Below are 19,745 nucleotides of genomic sequence, written 5' to 3'. Positions count from 1 at the left end.
CGTCCTGGTCGCCAGCATGATCGTGCTGACGCTCGGCGTCGCCCTGCTGCTGTTCAACTACCAGCTTCGTGCCAATCTGGAGGAGGCCCAGGGGGAGCGCGTGATGGGGCTCGCGGCGGTACTGGCCGATCGTGAAGACGTACGGACCGCGCTCATGGCCACGCCTATCGTTCGCGACCCCGACTCCGAACTGCGCCAGCAGATCGAGACGCTGCGCGATCGGCTGGGCGTCGATTTCATCACCGTGATGGATCGGGACCATCTGCGCCTGACGCACCCCGACCCCGACGAGGTCGGGCGTCATTTCCGCGGCGGCGACGAGGGGCCGGCGCTGAAGGGGCAATCCTATGTCTCCCGCTCCGAAGGCACGCTGGGCGTCAGCATCCGGGGATTCTCGCCCGTGCTCGACGCGCAGGGGAGGGTGATCGGTGCGGTCGCCACCGGGGTCACCCTGACCCGGGTCGGGCTGCTGCTGGCCGAACGGCGTCAGGTGCTGCTGCTGGGCATCGTGTTGCTGATGCTGGTCGGCGCCTCGGGCGCCTGGTGGCTGGCGCGATATATCAAGCGCATTTTGCTGGGCTTCGAGCCCCACCAGATATCCCAGTGGGTCCAGCAGCGTCAGGCCATGCTGGCTTCGCTGCACGAGGGGGTGCTGGCGATCGATGGCGAGTCTGCGATCACCATGGTCAACCCGGCTGCGGTCGAGTTGCTCGACCCGGCGGGCGCCAGCGATGGCTCGGGAATACCGGCGTCCACCCTCGGGGAGTTGTTCGACCGGGGCACGCCCGCGCTCAATCGACGCTTGACGCTGAACGGGCGCGCCTTGATCGTCAATCGCGTACCTATCCGCGGCGAGCGGGGCGCCGGCGGCAGCGTGGTGACATTGCGGGATCGTAGCGAGGTCAACCGGCTGGCCGAGGAGTTGACCGGGGTCAGTCGGTACGCCCAGGCGCTGCGCGCGTCCACCCACGAGTTCAAGAACCGGCTGCACGTCATTCTCGGACTGGTACAGCTGCGCGACCTGGGGCGTCTGGAGCGTTACCTGCGTGAGCTCGACGACACCCTGATCGCGCCGGCCGCGGCGCGGGTCGCCGGGGTCCGCGACCCGGTGCTGGCGGGCTTTCTGCTGGCCAAGGGGAGCGAGGCGAGAGAGCGGCGGGTCGAACTCGATATCGACCTGCAGAGCGAGATCCCAGCACCCGACGAAAGCGAGACCGTCCATCTGCTGGTGTCCATCATCGGCAATCTGCTGGAAAATGCCTTCGAGGCGGTCGCCGGTCGCGAGACGCGCCAGGTAAGCCTGATCCTGGGCGTCGACGCGGGGGCGCTCTCCTTGCATGTCTCCGACAACGGCAAGGGGATGAGTGACAGCCAGCAGCAGCTTGCCGTGGAGCAGGGCGTCTCCTCCAAGGGGGCGGGGCACGGCTATGGACTGGCCATGGTCAAGGCCCATGTGGAATCGCTAGGTGGTACGCTGGCACTCTATTCGACGCTGGGGCGTGGCACGCTGGTCGAGGTGACCGTGCCCTATGCGATGGACGTAATGCAGGTAACCGACGGGGTGACTTGATCCATGCGCGTGCTGGTCGTGGAAGACGATCCGATGGTAATGCGGCTCAATGTCGAGTTTCTCAACCGCATCGAAGGCATCGACCTGGCCGCCCAGTGCGAGGATCTGCCGGCGGCGAGAGAGATTCTGGCGCGGGAGGAGGTGGACCTGCTGCTGCTCGATGTCTATCTGCGCGAGCACAATGGCCTCACGCTCGTGCGAGACCTGCGTCGCCAGGCCCGCGATATCCAGATCGTGCTGATCACGGCAGCCTCGGAAATGGAAACCGTGAGGGAGGCCAAGCATCTGGGCGTCAGCGACTACCTGGTCAAGCCGTTCGAGTTCGAGCGCTTCAGGGAAGCCCTGACCCGCTGCCTGGACACGCATCAGCGCCTGTCCCGGCTGCCCGCACGCGCACACCAGCGGGATCTCGACGCGCTGTTTCGGCGGGAGGCGACCGTGGCGCCACCGGCACGCCCGGGCGATCTGCCCAAGGGCCTCACCGCCAATTCCCTGTCCCAGGTCGCCAGGGCCGCCGCCGAGCAGGCGGGGGCACCTTTCACCACCGAGACGTTGAGCGAGAACACCGGCATGTCGCGGGTATCGGTGCGGAAATACCTCAAGCACCTGGTGGATCGTGGCGTGCTCGAGGAGTCGTTCCACTACGGCCAGATCGGCCGCCCCTCCTTCACCTACCGCTGCCTCGATGGCGAGACGCTGGCCATGCTGGGGGAAACCGGCGCTCCCGCTCCCTGAGCCCGTGCCCGCGGTTGAGGCCTCGCATGCCCGCCACTCGAATCAGCGGCCTCGAATCAGGTCGGTGACGATCCGCCTTCCGGGATGCAGATGATCGACCAGTTCGCGCTCAAGGGGCATTGGTTCGTCGTGGATCCGGGAGGCGATCAGTTCGGCGCAAAGCGGGGCGCTGACCATGCCACGGGAACCGTGTGCCGTGCTCACCCATAGCCCCGGATAGTGGCTGCCCGGCTGGTCGAACGAGCGCTTGGCGTCCTTGCCCAGGGCGGCATAGTCCTGGCGCCAGCGATCGAATTCGGGCAGCGGCCCGGCGTAGGGCGTCTTGTCCGGACTGGCGGCGCGGACGCTGGCACGGCCGCCGCAAGCCTCGGGAGAGCGGCCCGCGAGCGACTCGGCCATGGTGGGTACCAGGCGTGCCAGTTCCTCGAGGTTGCGTCGATGATCCGAGCTTCGCACGGTATCGTCATCATCGTTGGGCGAGAAGGTCGCGCCGAAGATCAGCCGTCCATCGCGAGGCGGCATGACATAGCCCTCGGCGCAGAGGACGCGATCCAGCGAGGGAACCGTTCCGGAGCCGCAATCCGGTGTTAGCGACAGCGTGGAGATCTGGCCCCGGACCGGCTGTATCGGCAGTCCGTCGAGCCAGTGGCGGCTGGCGTGACCGGTGGCGAACACCACCTGATCGACGTGAAGCGACTCCCGCCCCAGCGCCAGCTGCCAGCCGGCGTCCGTTTCCCGCAGTGACTCGAGCCCGGCCTGGCGAAGCTCGATGCCGGGTGTCGCTGCGAGATGTCGGCAAAGCGCCACGGGATCGACCCAGCCCGCCAGTGGGTAGTGCAGCGCATGCCGGTGCAGTTCCACACCGGCGAGGATCGTCACCAGCGAAGGGTCGCTGGCGGCAACGACGGACGGCGGCAACTGGTAATGGGCCAGGAAGCGTCGCTGGCGCTCGACGTCACCGGCTTTCCCGGCCAGCTGCAGCAGTCCGCAGTCCGACCACCAGCGGCGCTCGGGGTCGAGACGCGCCAGCCAGCGCTGGGTGTAGAGCAGCGCGGCGAGATAGAACCGGCTCTGGAGGTTGGGCTCGATGGCCATCTTGACGTAGAGCGCGGCCTGGGGATTGCCGGACGCACCCGCCGCGATGCCCCCGCGATCGATCAGGGTCACCCGGCTGCCCCGGCGCGCCAGTGCCGCCGCCACGCTGGTACCCGCGATGCCGGCGCCGATCACCGCCACATGGTCCGCCGGCCTGGGCGGCGGCGGCTGGAACCAGGGGGTGGCCGCTCTGGCCGAGGGTGTCCGGACGGCGGTCGAAGCGGCGGGGTCATGCTCGCCCCGCAGCATCTCGCGCTTGCGACCGAACCCCGGCACCTTGCGCCAGCGAAAGCCCGCCGCGCTCAGGCCGCGGCGCACGAAACCGGCGCAGGTGAAGGTGGCGAACGTGGCCCCCGGCCGACTGGCGTTCGCCATGGCAGTGAACAGTTCCGGCCGCCACATGTCGGGATTCTTCGAAGGCGCGAAACCGTCGAGGAACCAGGCATCCACCTGTCCGTCCAGGCGGTCGAGGCAATCGGCCGCATCGCCGAAGTGCAGATCCAGGATGACGCGCTCGTCCAGCTGCAGGCGATGGACACCCGCCACCGCTGGTGGCCACTGGTCGAGCAGGGCAGCGGCCTGACGCGACAGCTGCGGCCAGCTGCGCCAGGCGCGCGCCAGCGCATCGCGGGTGAGCGGGTGCTTTTCGGTCGAGATCAGGTGCAGTCTTGCCTCGGCGGGGGCGTTGGCGTCGAAACAGGCCCAGGCGCACACCATGTTGAGCCCGGTGCCGAAGCCCGTCTCGCCGATCGTGAACGGACGAGGCTCGCGCCAGACCGCCAACCGCTGCGGCAGGTCGTTGTTGTCGATGAAGACGAAGCGCGTCTCCTCGCGACCATCCTGGCGCGAGAAATAGACGTCATCGTAAGCGGTGGAGAACGGCGCCTCGACGTCGCCGTCGTCGGCCCGCCAGTCGAGTTCGGCGTGTCGTATGGCCTGGCGATGAGAAGGGACTGGCTTGCCGTTCATGGCTTCCACGCTTGGGGATCATCGAACGGCCCCTCGAGGAGAGGCCGGTGGCGCGTTGTATGAAAATTGAACACTTTTCGCCAGGCGGCGGCTTGTCGGGAACGGAGAAAGACGTCCGCGGGATCTTAACAGCGTTATCCACAGCAGGTGTGCAAAACCGCCACGCCAGGGGTTGTGGATAACCGGGTCGCCGGAGAAGGCCGGGTTACGGAAGGACCCGCTTGAACGGCTTGACCCGAACCTGGGCGTAGACGCCGGCGGCGACGTACGGGTCGGCGTCCGCCCAGCGCCGGGCGGCCTCGAGCGAATCGAACTCGGCCACGATCAGGCTGCCGCTGAAGCCGGCACTGCCCGGGTCGTCGCTGTCGACGGCCGGGTGGGGCCCGGCGAGCACGAGCCGGCCTTCGTCTTTCAGCACTTCCAGACGTTTCAGGTGCTCGGGGCGGGCCGCGAGACGCTTTTCCAGACTGTCGTCGATATCTTCACTGATGATGGCGTAGAGCATCAGGAGCCTTCCTCCGATTGTGATTGCGAGAGGTGGCGGGCCAGGAACAGGGCCTGGCCGACCACGAACAGCAGGGTCAGTCCCAGCATGCCGAACAGCTTAAAGTCGACCCAGGTCGCCTCGTCGTAGTAGCTGAAGACATAGACGTTGAGCGCGGCCATGGCGAAGAAGAACAACACCCACGCCAGGTTGAGGCGCCGCCAGGTGGCTGCCGGCAGCGACACCGCCTTGCCCATCATCCGCTGGACCAGCGTCTGGCCCCCGAACAGGGGCGAGAGCAGAAAGGCGACCCCGAACAGCGCATTGATGACGGTGGGTTTCCACTGGATGAAGGCCGGGTTGTGGAACGCGACGGTCGCGGTGGCCGAGGCGATCACGATGATCGAGGTGATCAGCAGCATCTTCTCGATGCGGCGCTGACGCCACCAGACGATGCCCAACTGCGCGACGGTGGCGGGAATGAGTACCATCGTGGCCGTGATGATAGCGCCGCTGACATGATAGACGGCGAAGAAGATCGCGATGGGCAGAAAGTCGAACAGCAGTTTCATACGGGCTGAGCCTCTGGCGGGTGGTGGCGGCGTGGACGATTGACCCGATTCGCCGCGCCCCTCACCATAGTCGACCTATTCTGACAAAGACGCTGGCTGGCGTCATGCCCATGAGCGTTTTTCCCACCGCTGATCCCGAGGCCCGCTCGACCGTGCTGTCCGATACGCTGGAAGGTATTCGAGGGATCGACCTGCACCTGCACTCCACGGCTTCCGACGGCAAGCTCTCGCCCGCCTCGCTGGCGGACCTGTGCCATGCGCGCGGGTTGACCCATGTCGCCCTGACCGACCACGACACGATCGATGGTGTCGAGGAAGCGGCAGAGCGATGCCGGCATCACGGTCTCTCCCTGCTGGCGGCGGCCGAACTCTCCTGCCAGTGGCGAGGGATCGGTCTGCACATCGTGGCGCTGCTGCCTCAGGGCACGTCCTCCGCTCTCGACGCGGGCTTGGAGGTACTGGCCAGCGCGCGCGACCTGCGATCCCGCGAGATCGCCCATCGCCTGGAGAAGGGCGGCCTTGACGATGGTCTCGCCAGGGCGCGGCAGGAGGCGGGAAGTGAGCGCCCACTGGGGCGGCCGGATTTCGCCGCGGCACTGGTTGCGGCCGGCGTGGTCCCGGACGTCAAGACGGCGTTCAAGCGTTACCTGGGCGCCGGCAAGCGGGGCGACGTCAAGATGCACTGGCCCGAACTCGCCACGGTCGTCGGTTGGATTCGCGATGCCGGAGGCGTTGCCGTCGTCGCGCACCCGCTGCGCTACGGCATGACCCGGCGCAAGCGCGATCTGATGTTCGCGGCCTTCATCGATGCCGGCGGCGAAGCGGCGGAACTGGTCAGCGGCTATCAGAATCCCGACACGACCCACGACCTGGCTCGTCAGCTCGATTTCCACGGGCTCTACGGATCCGTCGGCAGCGACTTCCATTATCCGGGTGGCCCGCTGTCGCCGGGAACGATCAGCCCGCCGCCACGCTCCCACGTCAGGCCGGTCTGGTGCCACCCGGCACTGCGACGCTTCGCCGGCGGCGAGTAGCGCCACGTCTGTTACCCTGTGAGCAGTAACGGCCCGAAAGCAACGACGCCCCGTGATCGACCGCGGTCATGGGGGCGGGGCAGATTTCGATAGCGGTTCCAGGAGAGCGTGAGATGACCCAATTCTTCCAGATTCATTCGCAGAACCCGCAGAAGCGTCTGATCGACCAGGCCATCGAGATCCTGCGCCAGGGCGGTGTGATCGCCTATCCCACCGACTCCGGCTATGCCCTAGGCTGTCGCTTGGGCGAGAAGAAGGCGATCGAGAAGATCAAGTGGTTACGCCAGCTCGACGATCGTCACAACTTCACGCTGGTCTGCTCCGATCTCTCGGAGATCGGCACCTACGCCAAGGTCGACAACAGCGTCTTCCGACTGCTCAAGTCGCACACTCCCGGCGCCTATACGTTCATCCTCAGCGCGACCAGCGAAGTACCGAGGCTGCTGCTGCACCCCAAGCGCCGTTCGATCGGCGTGCGCGTACCGGATCACAAGATCACCCATGCGCTGCTCGATGCCCTGGGCGAACCGCTGATGAGCGTGACCTTGATTCCGGTGGGAGAGACCTGGCCGATGACCGACCCGGAGGAGATTCGCGAGCGGCTCGGCGCCCACCTGGACCTGATCATCGACGGTGGCGCCTGCCAGTTGGAGCCGACCACGGTGGTCGACCTGCGCGAGATTCCCCCCGTGGTCGTGCGGGAAGGGCGTGGCGACCCGGAACCCTTCCGCTGAGCGAATCCAGCCGCCGGCGGTCGGGCCGCCATCGAGGCGGGGCGGGACGTGCGGCGTCCCGCCTCCCGCGCTAGCGACTCTTCAGTGGCGCCGCCCACGCTTCGAGATCGGCATCGCTCCGACTGCCGTAGCTGGCGTTGGGGAACATGATCCAGTCATCGCCGAAATGGGCGTCGTCCTCGGCCACCAGCCGATGCTGGTCCTTCAGGTCGGCGTGATGGAAATCGCTGGAGAAGTCCGCCAGCGAGTCACCCAGTTGCAGGACCAGCTCGTGATCGCGCTCGATGGTGGCGCGGCGCTCTCCCTTCGAAGGACCCAGCAGCCGGACCTGGGCGTCGTTGACTTGGGGCAGATGCAGCGAGCGGAGTGTCGCGAGCGTCGACGCCTTGTTCTCTTGGTAGCGGTCGGAGACGTAGAAGATCGTCACGCCTTGGGAATCGGCGTAATTCAGGAACCTGCGTGCGCCGGGAATCAGCCGCGGGTGGCCTTCGCGCTCCCACACCTTCCAGGTATCCCAGCCGGTGAAGTCGTGACAGGCCTGCATGTCGCGAACGAGTAGCGCCGAGTTATCGATGACGGTCTCGTCCAGGTCGGTCATGATCGCCAGGTTGTCCGCCTCGGGGTGGGCGGCGATTTTCTGCTGCAATCTCGCCGTGGCCAGGGCGTAGCTCTGCCGCTGCAGTGCATCGATCTCGGCCGACTGCTGTTGATAGCGAAGGGCCATGGCGTAGGCCTCGGGGGCACAGGCTTCATCGGCGGCAGCGGCCTGGAAAGTCGAGCCGATACCCAGCATCAAGCCGGTCGTCACCGCCCACGAGAGTCGGCGCCTGGGGCTGGTCGTGGCGCTGGTCTTGTTCATTGAAGCGTCCTTCTGAGATGTCGGCACGGTGGCCGGAAAGCATGGCAGGTGGTGTCCGAAAAGCGGCTCCGCTCACCCCCAGGGCATTACCAGTCGGCACCAGGGGGAGACGATGCCGCTCTCAAACCGGCAGCGCCTTGTGCTCCTCATGGTGATTTCTCACGCTGGAGCGGGGCCGGTCGTCGGCCAGAGCCATGCTATCCGGCTCTGCAGTCTCCTGCATCCCGGCGTCGGGTCCCGGCACTGGCGTCTCCAGCGTGAACTGGTTGCAGTGCTCCTGCTGGCGCTGCGCCCGGGCGTCCAGATCCTGCGTTGCCCTGAGCGTGCGTTCCGCCAGCGAGACGTTGCGCTGGGTGGCGATGTCGATGGCGCTGATGGCCTGGTCGATCTGATGGATGCCGTCGCGCTGCTGCTGGCAGGAGAGAGCGATGCCCTCCAGCAGCTGGCCGAGCTGATGGCCGGACTGCACGGCGGTGGCCATCGTCTCCCTGGCCTGGGTCAGGACCTGGGCGCCTTTCCTGACCTGGAGGTGCGTCCCCTCGATCTGTGCCCGAATGGTCTTGGCGGCTTCGGCGGAGCGCGCCGACAGACCGCGAACCTCGGCGGCGACCACGGCGAATCCGCGGCCCTGTGCCCCGGCCCGTGCCGCCTCGACCGAGGCATTCAGCGCCAGCAGGTTGGTCTGGAAAGTCAGCGAATCGATCATCCCGATCACTTCCAGAGACGATTCGGAGCGGGCCTGGGCCGCCTCGATCTCGGTGACCGCGGTGGATATCTGGTCTCCGCTGGCGTCGATCCGGCGCCGATTCTCCTCCGACAGCGTCCGCCCCTGGTCGGCGTGATCCGCCGTATGCGCCACGGTGGCAGTGATCTCCTCCATGCTGGCGGTGGTCTGCTGGAGCGCCTGGGCCTGCTGCCGGCTCTGGTCGTTCAGGGCATGGCTGGCTTCGGTCAACTCCAGCGCGTCGCCACGCAGCGCCCGACTCTCCCGTTGCAGTTGCGAGACCAGCTCCAGCAGCGAGGCCTGCATCGCGTCGACGCCGGACTTGAGCGACCGCATCTCCCTCACGCCCCGGGTCGACAGGCGCTGGCTGAGGTCGCCCTGGGCGATGTCGGCGCAGTGTCGCCTCACTTCGCCCAGCGGGCGCAACAGATGGCGCTGGAACATGAAGAAGGCCAGCAGGATCAACGCCAGCGTGACCACGGCCGCCGTGGTCAGCCCGACCTGCAGGAGGTGCACGTCACGCTCCATGGCAGCCGCTCCCGACACCGCATTGGCTTTGGCGGTGGAGGACAAGCCGGCAAGACTGGCATCCAGCGCGGCGGTCAGGTCGTTGGCCTGCTTGACGCTGGTTTGGTAGGCCGAGACATCCCACGCCTTGAGCGTATCGAAGCCGGGCTGGATGCCGTCGTCGATCAGCGCCCGGAAGCGATCGGCGAGATCGCCCCCGGGCGACTCGGGGGCCGCCGGGGGCATCTCCGCGAGGCGCTGCTTCGCACTCGCGAAGGTGGCCTGCGCCTGCGCCCAGGTCTTCTTGGCGGGCTTGACGCGCAGGCGGTTGTAGTCGGTCTGATAGCTGTCCAGCAGCACCCGGGTCTGCATCAGTGCGGCATAGAGTTCACGTGCCGTCCCGAGCTGCACGACATTGAGGGCATAGACCGAATCGAAGGCGTTTCTCGCCTGTTTCATGGCCAGGTAGCTGCCGCCGCCGATGACCGACATCAGCAGCGCGAACAGCAGCAGCATGGCGACGAGGCCGCTGCGGAGCGTGAGGCGAAGCGATTGCATGACAACTCCCGATGATGACGAACCGCCTGGTGCGGCATCGTGGGATGGGAGTTTGTCGTCCTTGTGTCACAGATTGATGACAAAAATTAACGTTTCGGTGGCCCCGCGACCTCAATCACCCTTGTCGTGCGCCTCGGGAGGTTCCGCCTCCGTCTCGGAGGCCTCGTCTGGGGGCGCGTTGGGGTCCTGGGTCTCCTCGTCGAGCCAGGTACCGCAGAAACGGCAGTACTTGGCGCCGCGCTCGTGCCCCTCGTGACCGCAGCCGGGGCAGGCTTCGTCGGAGTAGCGCTCGCGCTGGATCGATCGAATCACCTCGGCGGAGAAGACCCCGGTGGGGACGGCGATGATCGAATAGCCGAGAATCATCATGAAGGCGGAGATGAACTGTCCCAGCGCCGTTACCGGGGCGATATCGCCGTAGCCGACGGTGGTAAGGGTAACGACGGCCCAGTACATGGCTCGTGGCATGCTGGTGAAACCGGCCTCGGGGGGTTCGATCATGTAGATCAACGCCCCGAAGATGGTGATGATCAGCAGTATGGTGGTCAAAAACAGCAGGATCTTGCGCTGGCTGCGCTGCAGCGCTTCCACCAGCATGCGGCCCTCGCCGACGAACTCCATGAGTCGCAGGACCCGGAACACGCGCAGCACGCGCAATACCCGCACCACCAGCAGCGATTGCGCACCGGGTATGAACAGGGCGAGCCATGTCGGGAGAATGGCGAGCAGGTCCAGGACACCATAGAAACTGCGCAGGTAACGCAGGGGGCGGTCGAGGCAGTAGAGTCTGAGCGCCAGTTCCAGCGTGAAGATCAGCGTGAACGCCCATTCGACCAGATAGAATATCCTTCCGAAGCGTTCATGCAGATCCGGCACGCTGTCGAGAAAGACGGTGGCCACGCTCACCAGGATCAGCGTGATCAGCGCGATATCGAACGCCTTCGCTTGCGGTGTGTCCGATTCGAAGATGATCTGGAACAGCCGCTTGCGTAGCTGTGAATCGCCCGATTGCATCAAGGCAGTTTCCGTCCCCGGTGATGGTCGGCGCCTCGAGTGCGCTCGATAATCAGTTTATGCGGCCCTCAATTTCGTGGCTCGACCGCCGATAATGCTAACGATACTTCGAGTATGTCGACAGTCATCGCCCGTTCTCCTCCCTGACGGGACGCATCGAACCCTGTCGCGACTCCTCGGGCCGCGAGCGGAGCGGTAACGGACTCTAGAGCGACCTTCCATGATCGGGTTGATTCAGCGCGTTCTCATCGATCATCTCGAGGCCAGTCATGACGGCGCGGTCGTCGGTTCGATCGCCACCGCGGGCGACTGCCAGCAGCTCGACCGTCAGGCGCCGATGAAGCCGCATGCGGATCCGTTCGTCGGATCGAGGCGGCGATACTCCCCCATGTTCTTCTCGATGGCCAATCCGGTGCAAGCCTTCCTGCCCCGCCTTCCCGTCATTCATGCCGCGACCGGTGCCGGCATTGGCGACGACGGCTGTCGCTTCGAAATGACCTCTGCAGAGGAGCCGGCGAGATGAGCGACAAGCCTTCGACCGTCGCCGAAGCGCGCGAGCGGCGTTTGATTGCGCAGGTCGACGCCATCAGCCATCAGCTCTGCCAGGCAGTGGACGGACAGTTCGAGTTTCACGTCCATACCGACAGCGATGAGATCGCGCTGCAGAAGCTGGCCCAGCTCAACAACCTCGTACTCGACTCGGTGCGCCGCACGATCCGGGATCTCGAGGCGTCCCGCGATGAGCTCGAGAGCCGGGTTGAGGAGCGTACCCAGCATCTGAACCTGGTGCTGACCGCCACCAACGATGGCGTCTGGGAGTGGGATCTCGACAGCGGCCAGCTCACCTTGTCGCAGCGATGGTCGAGCATGCTGGGGCTGGCGCACGGCGAAGGGCGGCGTGGACTCGACGACTGGCTGTCGCGTATCCACGAGGAGGATCGCGCCGACGTTCAGCGGTCGCTCTACCAGCATCTCGATGGCCTGACTTCCTCGGTCGCCGTCGAATACCGTATCCGGGATGCGCGTGGCGGCTGGCGAATGGTGTTGTGTCGAGGCCTGTGCCAGCGCAACGAGCGCGGTCTGGCCATCCGCATGGCCGGCACCCAGACCGACACCACGGAGCAGCGGCTCGGCGATCCGATGACGCTGCTGCCCAACGGGGCCTATCTCGAACTGCTCCTGCAGGAGTGTCTGGCGCGCTCGCCGTTGCCGCCGATGGCACTCGTCAAGTTCCAGCTGCTCAATGTGGCGTCGCTGTTCGATGGCGTCGCCGTCGATGACGCGGTCAGCGCGCTACGCAAGCTGGTCCAGCGCATGCGCCGGCAGTTGCCACCGAGAGTGGCGCTGATCGCGCTGCCGGAACACACCTTTGCCATGGTGTTCGAAACCGACGAAGTCGAGCGACTGGACGAGGCGCTCGAACCGCTCGAGGCGCTGCTTTCCCAGCCGGTGGAGATCGATGGGCAGCAGGTATGGCTGTCGCATGTCAGCGGAGCGGCCGTGCTCGATCCGGCCGAGACGGTGAGCGTGGACGAGTGGCGCCATCAGTCGCGCCTGGCGCTGGCCAACGCGCGCCTGTCCGATGTCGGCTCCCGACGCTACTACAGCGAGACGCTGCGACAGTGGGAGCGACAGAACAGCCGTGCCGAGCAGTTGATTCGCGGTGCCCTGGCGACCCAAGGCGTGCGCTGCTTCGTGCAGCCGATCGTCGACTCGTCGACGGGCGAGATCCGCTGCTTCGAGGCCCTGATGCGCCTGTACGATCCGGCCGAGGGCGTGGTGCCGCCGGCGAGTTTCATCGAGGTCGCGGAACGCTCCGGGCTGATCGCGCCGCTGTGGGAGATGTTGATGGAGCAGGCATTGCCGCTGCTCAAGGATGACATCGTGCGCGAGCGTTTCGGCGACAGCTTCCTGCTGAGCGTGAATCTTTCCACTCGCCAGTTGATGGACCCGGGGTTGCTCGACGACATGATCGCGGCATCGAGACGTCACGGGGTCCCCCACCATCGGCTGCAGATCGAGGTCACCGAAACCTCGGTGCTCAGCGATCCCGTCAAGGCGTTCCGCAGCCTGGATCGGATCCGGGATGCCGGCATCCGCGTCGCCCTCGACGATTTCGGCAGCGGCTACTCGTCGCTGGCCCAGTTGACCTCGATGCCCATGGATACGGTCAAGATCGATCGCGAGCTGGTGATGAACGTCACCTCGCTGCCGCGCAAGCGTCACGTGCTGTCGGCGGTGGTCGCCCTCTGCCGGCGTCTCGACTACGGCATCGTCGTCGAGGGCGTCGAGGAGCGTGAAACCCTGGAGATCCTGCTCGACTGGGGCGCCACCGACATCCAGGGCTACATCTACTCCCGGCCCCTGCCGCTGGAGCGGCTGGTGGAGGATTTTCGGCCCCCCAGGCCTTACCGGCCCGGCTCGCCTTCCGTGTCACGGACTCGCGGCTCGTCGCTCTCCGCGCCCTGAGAGACGCTTGTCGTCGGATGGCGTCATCGGGTTGGATCGGGTTGGATTTCATCGCGAGAAGGCAAGTGCCTGGCTACCGGTCCGTCTCGCTCCCGGCTCGCTGTCGAAGGGTCAGCCAGTCCTGGCCTCGCCACGGAGCGACGCCCCGACGCAGATCCGCCAGGATGCGCTCGCCGGCTCCTCGACATGGGGCGTCACCGTCGCGCGTCCACCGCTGGACCAGTCGTTGGCACTGGGCCTCGGCGTTGGCGAGCCAGGCGGGACTCCGGCTGTCCTGCCAGGTGTCGATGGCGTCGATCAGCGTATCCACCGAGTCGACTGGGGGGATGGTCGGCTCGGGCCAGCCGCTGGCGAGGCGGGAGGCCCTGCTGGCCTTGCTGTGATTGGCCGGACGCGCCGGCAATGCTTCGCCGGCGCCGTCGGTTGGGGCGCACAAGGCGTCGGCCAGTGTCCCCAGGCGTGCCGGGTCGCCCCGCTTGAGCTCGAGTTCGAGCTCGCAGATCGGCAGGGTGGCCGCACCGACATGGATGCCGCCCTGGTCCAGTGCGATCTCGATGTCGCAGCGGTCATCCCGGTAATGCCAGAGTCGACGCTCGAAGTCGGTCGTGAAGACCGGGCGAAGCGTTTCCAGATCGAGCCCGGAGAGGGCGGGGTGGTCGAGCTCGCCGAGCCCGTCCAGATCGAGGCCGGCGGCGTTGCACGCGGCGTCGTCGATCGACCACTCCCACTCGCCGCGACTCGACAGGCCGCCATGGCTCTCCGCGGCGCTCTTGAGCGTCTGCAGGCGTCGCTCGCCCTGGCGCCTGACGCGAAGCGCGACGCGTCGCGATCGCAGGGCCGAGTCGGCGGTGTCATAGTACTGGTTGCCCAGCGCGACGGTGCGGGAGGTCAACGTCCGGAGCAGTGGGTGATCGACCAGCAGGGCGGGGCCCTCGGATGATAGCGCCAGTTTGAGTTCGATCTCGTCGCTCATGCAGCTTCCTGGTGTTGGTCGGTCATGGGTTGGTCGGTCATGGGTTGGCCGGTCCGAGCTCGCTCGCCCGGTATCGCTGGCCAGGTCACTCGACCGACGGCCGGGTCGCGGGGCGTAACATGAATTTTTCATGACGCATCCAGACGCAATCATTATACTGGCGCCGCCACTTCCAACGCATCCAGGCCACGTTATGGTGAGTACCAACCCGTTCTCGGCGCTGTTTGGACGATCGCCGTTCCAACCGCTTCTGGCTCACATCGTCAAGACCAGCGAGTGCGCCGGCCAGCTGTTGCCTTTCTTCGATGCCGCACTGGGGGGCGACTGGGAAGAAGCGCGCAAGCATCGCGAGGCGATCACCCGGCTCGAGCACGAGGCGGACGAGCTCAAGACGCAGCTGCGGCTCAACCTGCCCAACACCATGTTTCTGCCGGTGTCGCGTTCCGACCTGCTGGAGCTGATCAGCGTCCAGGACAAGATCGCCAACAAGGCCCGGGACATCACCGGCATCATGCTCGGCCGCAACATGAGCATTCCCGAGCCGCTGGCGGAGCCGATGCGCGACTACCTGCGGACGGCCGTGGACACCGTCGACCAGGCGCGCAAGGCGCTGGAAGAGCTCGAGGACCTGCTCGAGTCGGGCTTCGGCCGCAATGTCTCCGACGTGATGCACGAACTGATCAAGGAACTGCACGATCTCGAGCACCAGGCCGATGATCAGCAGGTCGACATACGCCGCCAGCTGTTCCAGCTCGAGGCCGAGCTGCCGCCGGTCGATGTCATCTTCCTCTACAAAATCATCGAATGGATCGGCGAGTTGTCCGACCGCGCCGAGCGGGTAGGTAGCCGCCTGCAGATACTGACGGCCCGCTGACAGCGGGTCTTCGTCATTCTACGCCTTCGTCACGCCACTCAAGCGAACAAAGCCTATGTCCATCATTGCGCAATACGGTGATGTCTTCATCATTCTCGCCTGTGTCTTCGGTTTCTTCATGGCATGGGGGGTTGGTGCCAACGACGTCGCCAACGCCATGGGAACCTCGGTCGGCTCCAAGGCGATCACCATCAAGCAGGCGATCATCATCGCGGTGATCTTCGAATTCCTCGGCGCCTGGCTGGCCGGGGGGCAGGTCACCGAGACGATCCGCAAGGGCATCATCGATCCCGCCCTGCTGGAGAGCGATCCCCAGATGCTGATCTACGGCATGCTGGCGTCGCTGCTGGCCGCCGGCTCCTGGCTGATGATTGCGTCCATGAAGGGCTGGCCGGTCTCCACCACCCACTCCATCGTGGGGGCCATCGTCGGGTTCGCGGTGGCCGGGCTCGGCGTCCAGTCGGTCAACTGGGGATCGGTGGGAACGATCGCGCTCAGCTGGATCACCTCGCCGCTGATCGCGGGGGTGTTCGCCTTCATGCTGTTCCGTTCCGTGCAGGTGCTGATCTTCGACAATCCCGACCCGTTCGCGGCGGCCAAGCGCTACGTGCCGGGGTATATCTTCCTGGTCGGTTTCATCGTCTCGATGGTGACCCTGGTCAAGGGGCTGTCCCACGTCGGATTGCACCTGACCTTCGGCGAGAGCCTGCTGCTGGGGGTGGCGTTCGGCGTCGTCATCATGATGTTCGGGCTGCTGCTGGAAAACCGGATCAACCGCGGCGACCGGCGGGCTCGCAGCAATTACGACTTCTCCAGCGTGGAGCGCATCTTCGGCGTGCTGATGATGTTCACCGCCTGCGCCATGGCCTTCGCCCACGGCTCGAACGACGTCGCCAACGCGGTCGGCCCGCTGGCGGCGGTGATCAGCGTGGTCGAGAACAGCGGCAGCGTGACCGGCTCGGCCACCATGCCGTGGTGGGTGCTGGTACTCGGCGGCGGCGGGATCGTCGTCGGCCTGGTGACCTATGGCCACAAGGTCATCGCCACCGTCGGCACCGGGATCACCGAACTGACGCCGAGCCGTGGTTTCGCGGCGACGCTCTCCGCCGCCTCCACCGTCGTGCTGGCCTCCGGTACCGGCTTGCCGATCTCGACCACGCACACGCTGGTCGGCGCCGTGCTCGGGGTCGGCCTGGCGCGCGGCATGGCGGCGCTCAACCTGCGCGTGCTCGGCTCGATCGTGCTCTCCTGGCTCATCACCCTGCCGGCGGGGGCGCTCCTCTCCATCGCCTTCTTCTTCATGTTCAAGGGCATGTTCGGCTGATTCTTCGGAGCCGACTGCGCCACGAAGACGCCGCCGCGGTCTACCGGCCCAAAGACGCTCTGGTATAGTTGAGGCAGGCCCCACGCGGGTCATGCCTCACAGCCCACTGCCGGAGCGTCAAGCCCTTGGACTCGCGTTTTCCCTTCGTCGACTGGTTTCGCCACTCATCGCCCTACGTCAACGCCCACCGTGGCAAGACCTTCGTCATTCTGGTGGAAGGCGAGGCGATGGTGTCGGCGCGACGCGGGCAACTGCTGCAGGACCTGGCGCTGGTTCACACCCTGGGGGTGCGGGTGGTGCTGGTCTACGGTATCCGGCCGCAGGTTTCCGCCGCTCTCGAGACTGTCGATATCGAACCGGTGCGCATCGACGGACGCTGGGTGGCCGATCGCGAGATCATGGATCATGTCGAGCGGATCGCGGCGACCCACCGGCTCGAGCTGGAGGCCCAGCTCTCCCTGGGCCTGCCCAACACGCCGCTGCATGGCGTGGAGCTGACGGCGGTTTCCGGCAATCTGGTCACCGCCAAGCCGTTGGGGGTGCGTGGCGGCGTGGATTTCGATCACAGCGGGGAGGTGCGCCGGGTGCGCAGTCAGGCCATCGAGAGCCTGCTCGCCGGTGGCAATCTGGTAATCCTGCCGCCTCTGGGCTACTCCCGTACGGGGGAGGTCTTCGACCTGGATGCCTCGGAAATCGCCCAGCACGTGGCGGTCTCGCTCAAGGCGGACAAGCTGATTCTGCTCGGCGAGTCGGCCGGGCTGCACGACGACAGTGGCCAGTTGCAGCGTCAGTTGACCCCCGACGAAGCCGACATCCTGCGCGAACGGGCCAGCCCCGGCAGCGAGCTTTCCCGCCATCTCAGCGCCGCCTGCGGTGCGGCCCGCCACGGTGTCGGCCGTACCCACCTGCTGTCGTGGCGCGATCACGATGCCCTGCTCGGCGAGCTGTTCACCCGCGACGGTGTCGGCACCATGATCACCCAGAACCGCTACGAGCTGCTGCGCCAGGCCGTGCTGGATGACGTCGGTGGCCTGCTGGCACTGCTGAAGCCGCTCGAGGCCAGCGGCATGCTGGTGGCTCGAACCCGCGAGCGGCTGGAACACGAGATCGAGGATTACGTGGTGATCGATCGCGACGGCATGGCGATCGGCTGTGCGGCGCTGCATGGCTACGCCGAGGCGAAGATGGGCGAACTCGCTTGTCTGGCCGTGCACACCGACTATCGCCGGGGGACCCGGGGTGAGACTCTGCTGGCGGAGATAGAGCGTCGCGCACGTCGCCGGGGATTCACCCAGCTGTTCGCCCTGACGACCCATACCACCCACTGGTTCGTGGAGCGGGGCTTTTCACTCGCCACGCCGGAAGCGCTGCCGGACCTCAAGCGCGAGACCTACAACCAGGCCCGGCGCTCCAAGGTCTTGCTGAAGTCGCTGTAAAGCGACACCTGTATCGGTGAGTTATTGATCATGGCGTCTCCGAATGGAGACGCGTCAAGCCTATGATTTTATTGAAATACAGGGAAAAGGGCCAAAAAGCGTCTGCCATGGACGACATTTTCGGCCCTTTTTTTCGTCCTTCCGTGGCCATCGGCGGACAGCGCTCCGATCGTAGGGAATGATTTGTTTTTAACTAATTGATATTAATTGGTTTTTTAAAATATGGCACGGCTATCGCTATAGTCTTGTCGAGAGCGACGAGACGACGTCTGCGGAATCGTCTCGCCGAATCCTGTCAGGTTCCTCAACTACCCTGTGCAGGGCCTTCAGGATTCGTCTGCTCCACGCGATGTGTGACTTAGGTTGCGATGAGACGGGTGCGGCCCATCGGGCAAGGAGATGCACCACTTGGGCAAGGATGCCCCGGCAAGGATGCCTTCCCCCTCGCGAGAGGGGACCCATTGCGACCGGCCGCCAGGCTCGGCAACTGCAAGTCTGGCGACCGGTCCGAAGACGAAGCGGGCGGTTCGCCGCCATGGTATTCGATAGCCCCTGAATGGCTAAGTCGAATATCGGCTTCGGGGCCTTCGGGCCACGGGAGCGGTCTCGAATAGCTGATTCAGGCAGTGTTTCAAGGTCGTTCTCGACCCTTCAGTTCCCTGCGTACCTTGGGCCGGCTCTGCCGGCCCTCTTTTTTTGAGTGGATTCCCGGCGCACGACCGGAGGCGGCTGTCGATCGGGGTAGGGCTGAGATCCGAGCGCGCTCGACGCTTCGACCTGAATGGGCATTCAACAAAGATGTTATCCTTGCGGAACGATCCATGACCCCAATGGGCATCCTGCATAGAGCGAACTCCATGACCACCGAGCTCTCCCGACGTTGGCGGCCTCGCTCGCTTTTGCAACTGGTACTGCTGGCATTCGTCGTCGTCCTGTTGCCGATAGCCGTGCTGATGTTTCAGGCCGGACAGGCGCTGTCGCAGCTCTCGACCCTGGCCGACCAGAGCGCTCGAGAGGCCGTCGAGGAGACCCGCCGTGCCCGCATGCTGAGCTCGCTGGCGCTGCAGATGGAGCGCAGCGCGCGCCAGTACGCGGTCATCGAAGAAGAGGGCCTGCGCGATATCTACAACCAGAAGGCGCGGCAGTTCGGTGAACTGCTCCAGCAGCACGAGCCTCTGATGCGCGACAACCCCGACTTCCAGTCCCTGGTCGAGCGCTTCCGGCAACTCCGGGTTCTGCCGCAGGCGTCGGTCGACGACATGGGGATGTTCCTGCAGCGATTCTCCGGGTTTGCCTCGGAGTCCGACGCGGTGAGGGACGCCACCAACGACCTGATCGACACGCGTATCGCCGATATCCGCGAACAGGCCGATGCGGTGAAGGCCCGGCTGTGGATGCAGACCGCCGCCCTCGTTTCCGCCAGCCTGATGTTGATGCTGTTCTTCACCTGGCTGATCACGCGCCCCATCCGCCAGCTCGAGCGACGGATCTTCGGCCTCGGCAGCGGCGATCACAGCGACACGCCCACCCGTATCCAGGGGCCTGCCGAACTGGTCCAGTTGGGCGAGCGGCTGACCTGGCTGTCGGGCCGGTTGTCCGAGCTCGAGGCGCAGAAGCAGCAGTTTCTGCGCCACATGTCGCACGAGCTGAAAACACCGCTGGCCAGCGTTCGCGAGGGCACGTCACTATTGTCCGACGGCGTGGCCGGGGAGCTCAACGAGCGGCAGAGCGAGGTCGTGCGGCTGATCGATGAAAATGGCCAGGAGCTGCAGACATTGATCGAGCAGCTGCTGGATTACAATCTGCTGCAGAAC

General features: G+C 65.7%; 17 protein-coding genes. 10 read left to right on the top strand and 7 right to left on the bottom strand.

The window, feature by feature from the left end; all coding sequences use genetic code 11:
• Positions 1 to 1,570: ATP-binding protein (locus AC3AYF_RS06850; protein WP_487779545.1), on the top strand; the 1,570-nt coding region annotated here is incomplete at its 5' end.
• Positions 1,571 to 1,573: 3 nt separating this feature from the next.
• Positions 1,574 to 2,305: a response regulator gene (locus AC3AYF_RS06845; RefSeq protein WP_295035292.1), complete on the top strand. Its 732-nt coding sequence runs from the start codon at positions 1,574 to 1,576 to the stop codon at positions 2,303 to 2,305.
• 42 nt (positions 2,306 to 2,347) lie between these two features.
• Here AC3AYF_RS06845 and mnmC read toward each other — a convergent pair whose 3' ends face one another.
• The 3 genes from mnmC to AC3AYF_RS06830 form a co-directional block, all read right to left on the bottom strand.
• Positions 2,348 to 4,369 (bottom strand): bifunctional tRNA (5-methylaminomethyl-2-thiouridine)(34)-methyltransferase MnmC2/FAD-dependent 5-carboxymethylaminomethyl-2-thiouridine(34) oxidoreductase MnmC1, encoded by a 2,022-nt coding sequence (mnmC, locus tag AC3AYF_RS06840; RefSeq protein WP_295035294.1) that lies wholly within the window; start codon positions 4,367 to 4,369, stop codon positions 2,348 to 2,350.
• Between the two features lie 205 nt (positions 4,370 to 4,574).
• On the bottom strand, positions 4,575 to 4,874 hold the full coding sequence (locus AC3AYF_RS06835; protein WP_295035296.1) for a YciI family protein: 300 nt from the start codon (positions 4,872 to 4,874) through the stop codon (positions 4,575 to 4,577).
• Positions 4,874 to 5,425 carry a septation protein A gene (locus AC3AYF_RS06830; protein ID WP_487779544.1) on the bottom strand — a complete coding sequence of 184 codons (552 nt, stop codon included), beginning with the start codon at positions 5,423 to 5,425 and terminating at the stop codon, positions 4,874 to 4,876. The genes AC3AYF_RS06835 and AC3AYF_RS06830 overlap by 1 nt, the downstream gene beginning before the upstream one ends.
• A gap of 110 nt (positions 5,426 to 5,535) precedes the next feature.
• On the opposite strand from AC3AYF_RS06830, the gene AC3AYF_RS06825 reads away from it, so the two are divergent.
• Positions 5,536 to 6,459 (top strand): PHP domain-containing protein, encoded by a 924-nt coding sequence (locus tag AC3AYF_RS06825; protein ID WP_487779543.1) that lies wholly within the window; start codon positions 5,536 to 5,538, stop codon positions 6,457 to 6,459.
• A 113-nt stretch (positions 6,460 to 6,572) separates the two neighbouring features.
• The gene (locus AC3AYF_RS06820) at positions 6,573 to 7,193 is read left to right on the top strand and encodes an L-threonylcarbamoyladenylate synthase (RefSeq protein WP_295035302.1); all 621 of its coding nucleotides are present in this window, start codon (positions 6,573 to 6,575) and stop codon (positions 7,191 to 7,193) included.
• Positions 7,194 to 7,263: 70 nt separating this feature from the next.
• Here the strand turns inward: AC3AYF_RS06820 and AC3AYF_RS06815 are convergent, their stop codons facing one another.
• The 3 genes from AC3AYF_RS06815 to AC3AYF_RS06805 all read right to left on the bottom strand — a co-directional run bounded on the left by AC3AYF_RS06815 (position 7,264) and on the right by AC3AYF_RS06805 (position 10,855).
• Positions 7,264 to 8,052 (bottom strand): 5'-nucleotidase, lipoprotein e(P4) family, encoded by a 789-nt coding sequence (locus AC3AYF_RS06815; protein ID WP_487779542.1) that lies wholly within the window; start codon positions 8,050 to 8,052, stop codon positions 7,264 to 7,266.
• A gap of 121 nt (positions 8,053 to 8,173) precedes the next feature.
• A complete protein-coding gene (locus AC3AYF_RS06810; RefSeq protein ID WP_295035306.1) occupies positions 8,174 to 9,841 on the bottom strand; it encodes a methyl-accepting chemotaxis protein in 1,668 nt (555 codons plus the stop codon).
• Positions 9,842 to 9,952: 111 nt separating this feature from the next.
• Entirely contained in the window at positions 9,953 to 10,855 is a 903-nt protein-coding gene (locus AC3AYF_RS06805; protein ID WP_295035308.1) for an ion transporter, read from the bottom strand.
• A gap of 220 nt (positions 10,856 to 11,075) precedes the next feature.
• On the opposite strand from AC3AYF_RS06805, the gene AC3AYF_RS06800 reads away from it, so the two are divergent.
• Together AC3AYF_RS06800 and AC3AYF_RS06795 are read left to right on the top strand one after the other, a co-directional pair.
• Positions 11,076 to 11,378, top strand: a complete 303-nt coding sequence (locus AC3AYF_RS06800; RefSeq protein ID WP_295035310.1) for a hypothetical protein — start codon at positions 11,076 to 11,078, stop codon at positions 11,376 to 11,378.
• Positions 11,375 to 13,324, top strand: coding sequence for an EAL domain-containing protein (locus AC3AYF_RS06795; protein ID WP_295035312.1), 1,950 nt, complete (start codon positions 11,375 to 11,377; stop codon positions 13,322 to 13,324). Before AC3AYF_RS06800 ends, AC3AYF_RS06795 begins: the two co-directional genes overlap by 4 nt.
• A 73-nt stretch (positions 13,325 to 13,397) precedes the next feature.
• Here AC3AYF_RS06795 and AC3AYF_RS06790 read toward each other — a convergent pair whose 3' ends face one another.
• Positions 13,398 to 14,297, bottom strand: coding sequence for a CYTH domain-containing protein (locus AC3AYF_RS06790; RefSeq protein WP_295035313.1), 900 nt, complete (start codon positions 14,295 to 14,297; stop codon positions 13,398 to 13,400).
• A 193-nt stretch (positions 14,298 to 14,490) separates the two neighbouring features.
• On the opposite strand from AC3AYF_RS06790, the gene AC3AYF_RS06785 reads away from it, so the two are divergent.
• From AC3AYF_RS06785 to AC3AYF_RS06770, 4 genes are all read left to right on the top strand, one after another.
• Complete coding sequence (locus AC3AYF_RS06785; protein WP_149437271.1) at positions 14,491 to 15,171, top strand: TIGR00153 family protein; 681 nt, start codon at positions 14,491 to 14,493, stop codon at positions 15,169 to 15,171.
• Between the two features lie 55 nt (positions 15,172 to 15,226).
• Positions 15,227 to 16,495, top strand: a complete 1,269-nt coding sequence (locus AC3AYF_RS06780) for an inorganic phosphate transporter (protein ID WP_487779541.1) — start codon at positions 15,227 to 15,229, stop codon at positions 16,493 to 16,495.
• A 125-nt stretch (positions 16,496 to 16,620) separates the two neighbouring features.
• Positions 16,621 to 17,931, top strand: coding sequence for an amino-acid N-acetyltransferase (gene argA / locus AC3AYF_RS06775; RefSeq protein ID WP_295035319.1), 1,311 nt, complete (start codon positions 16,621 to 16,623; stop codon positions 17,929 to 17,931).
• Positions 17,932 to 18,752: 821 nt separating this feature from the next.
• Positions 18,753 to 19,745: sensor histidine kinase (locus tag AC3AYF_RS06770; protein ID WP_487779540.1), on the top strand; the 993-nt coding region annotated here is incomplete at its 3' end.

This window comes from Salinicola sp., assembly GCF_982684285.1.
Note: the sequence above shows the minus strand (reverse complement) of the source record. Positions and strands in the feature narration are given on the sequence as shown.

Coding starts and splice junctions, on each gene's coding strand:
- AC3AYF_RS06835 (WP_295035296.1), bottom strand. CDS start 4,874: ATGCTCTACGCCATCATCAGTGAAGATATCGACGACAGTCTGGAAAAG.
- AC3AYF_RS06820 (WP_295035302.1), top strand. CDS start 6,573: ATGACCCAATTCTTCCAGATTCATTCGCAGAACCCGCAGAAGCGTCTG.
- mnmC (WP_295035294.1), bottom strand. CDS start 4,369: ATGAACGGCAAGCCAGTCCCTTCTCATCGCCAGGCCATACGACACGCC.
- AC3AYF_RS06790 (WP_295035313.1), bottom strand. CDS start 14,297: ATGAGCGACGAGATCGAACTCAAACTGGCGCTATCATCCGAGGGCCCC.
- AC3AYF_RS06805 (WP_295035308.1), bottom strand. CDS start 10,855: ATGCAATCGGGCGATTCACAGCTACGCAAGCGGCTGTTCCAGATCATC.
- AC3AYF_RS06810 (WP_295035306.1), bottom strand. CDS start 9,841: ATGCAATCGCTTCGCCTCACGCTCCGCAGCGGCCTCGTCGCCATGCTG.
- AC3AYF_RS06845 (WP_295035292.1), top strand. CDS start 1,574: ATGCGCGTGCTGGTCGTGGAAGACGATCCGATGGTAATGCGGCTCAAT.
- AC3AYF_RS06825 (WP_487779543.1), top strand. CDS start 5,536: ATGAGCGTTTTTCCCACCGCTGATCCCGAGGCCCGCTCGACCGTGCTG.
- AC3AYF_RS06830 (WP_487779544.1), bottom strand. CDS start 5,425: ATGAAACTGCTGTTCGACTTTCTGCCCATCGCGATCTTCTTCGCCGTC.
- AC3AYF_RS06785 (WP_149437271.1), top strand. CDS start 14,491: ATGGTGAGTACCAACCCGTTCTCGGCGCTGTTTGGACGATCGCCGTTC.
- AC3AYF_RS06800 (WP_295035310.1), top strand. CDS start 11,076: ATGATCGGGTTGATTCAGCGCGTTCTCATCGATCATCTCGAGGCCAGT.
- AC3AYF_RS06795 (WP_295035312.1), top strand. CDS start 11,375: ATGAGCGACAAGCCTTCGACCGTCGCCGAAGCGCGCGAGCGGCGTTTG.
- AC3AYF_RS06780 (WP_487779541.1), top strand. CDS start 15,227: ATGTCCATCATTGCGCAATACGGTGATGTCTTCATCATTCTCGCCTGT.
- AC3AYF_RS06815 (WP_487779542.1), bottom strand. CDS start 8,052: ATGAACAAGACCAGCGCCACGACCAGCCCCAGGCGCCGACTCTCGTGG.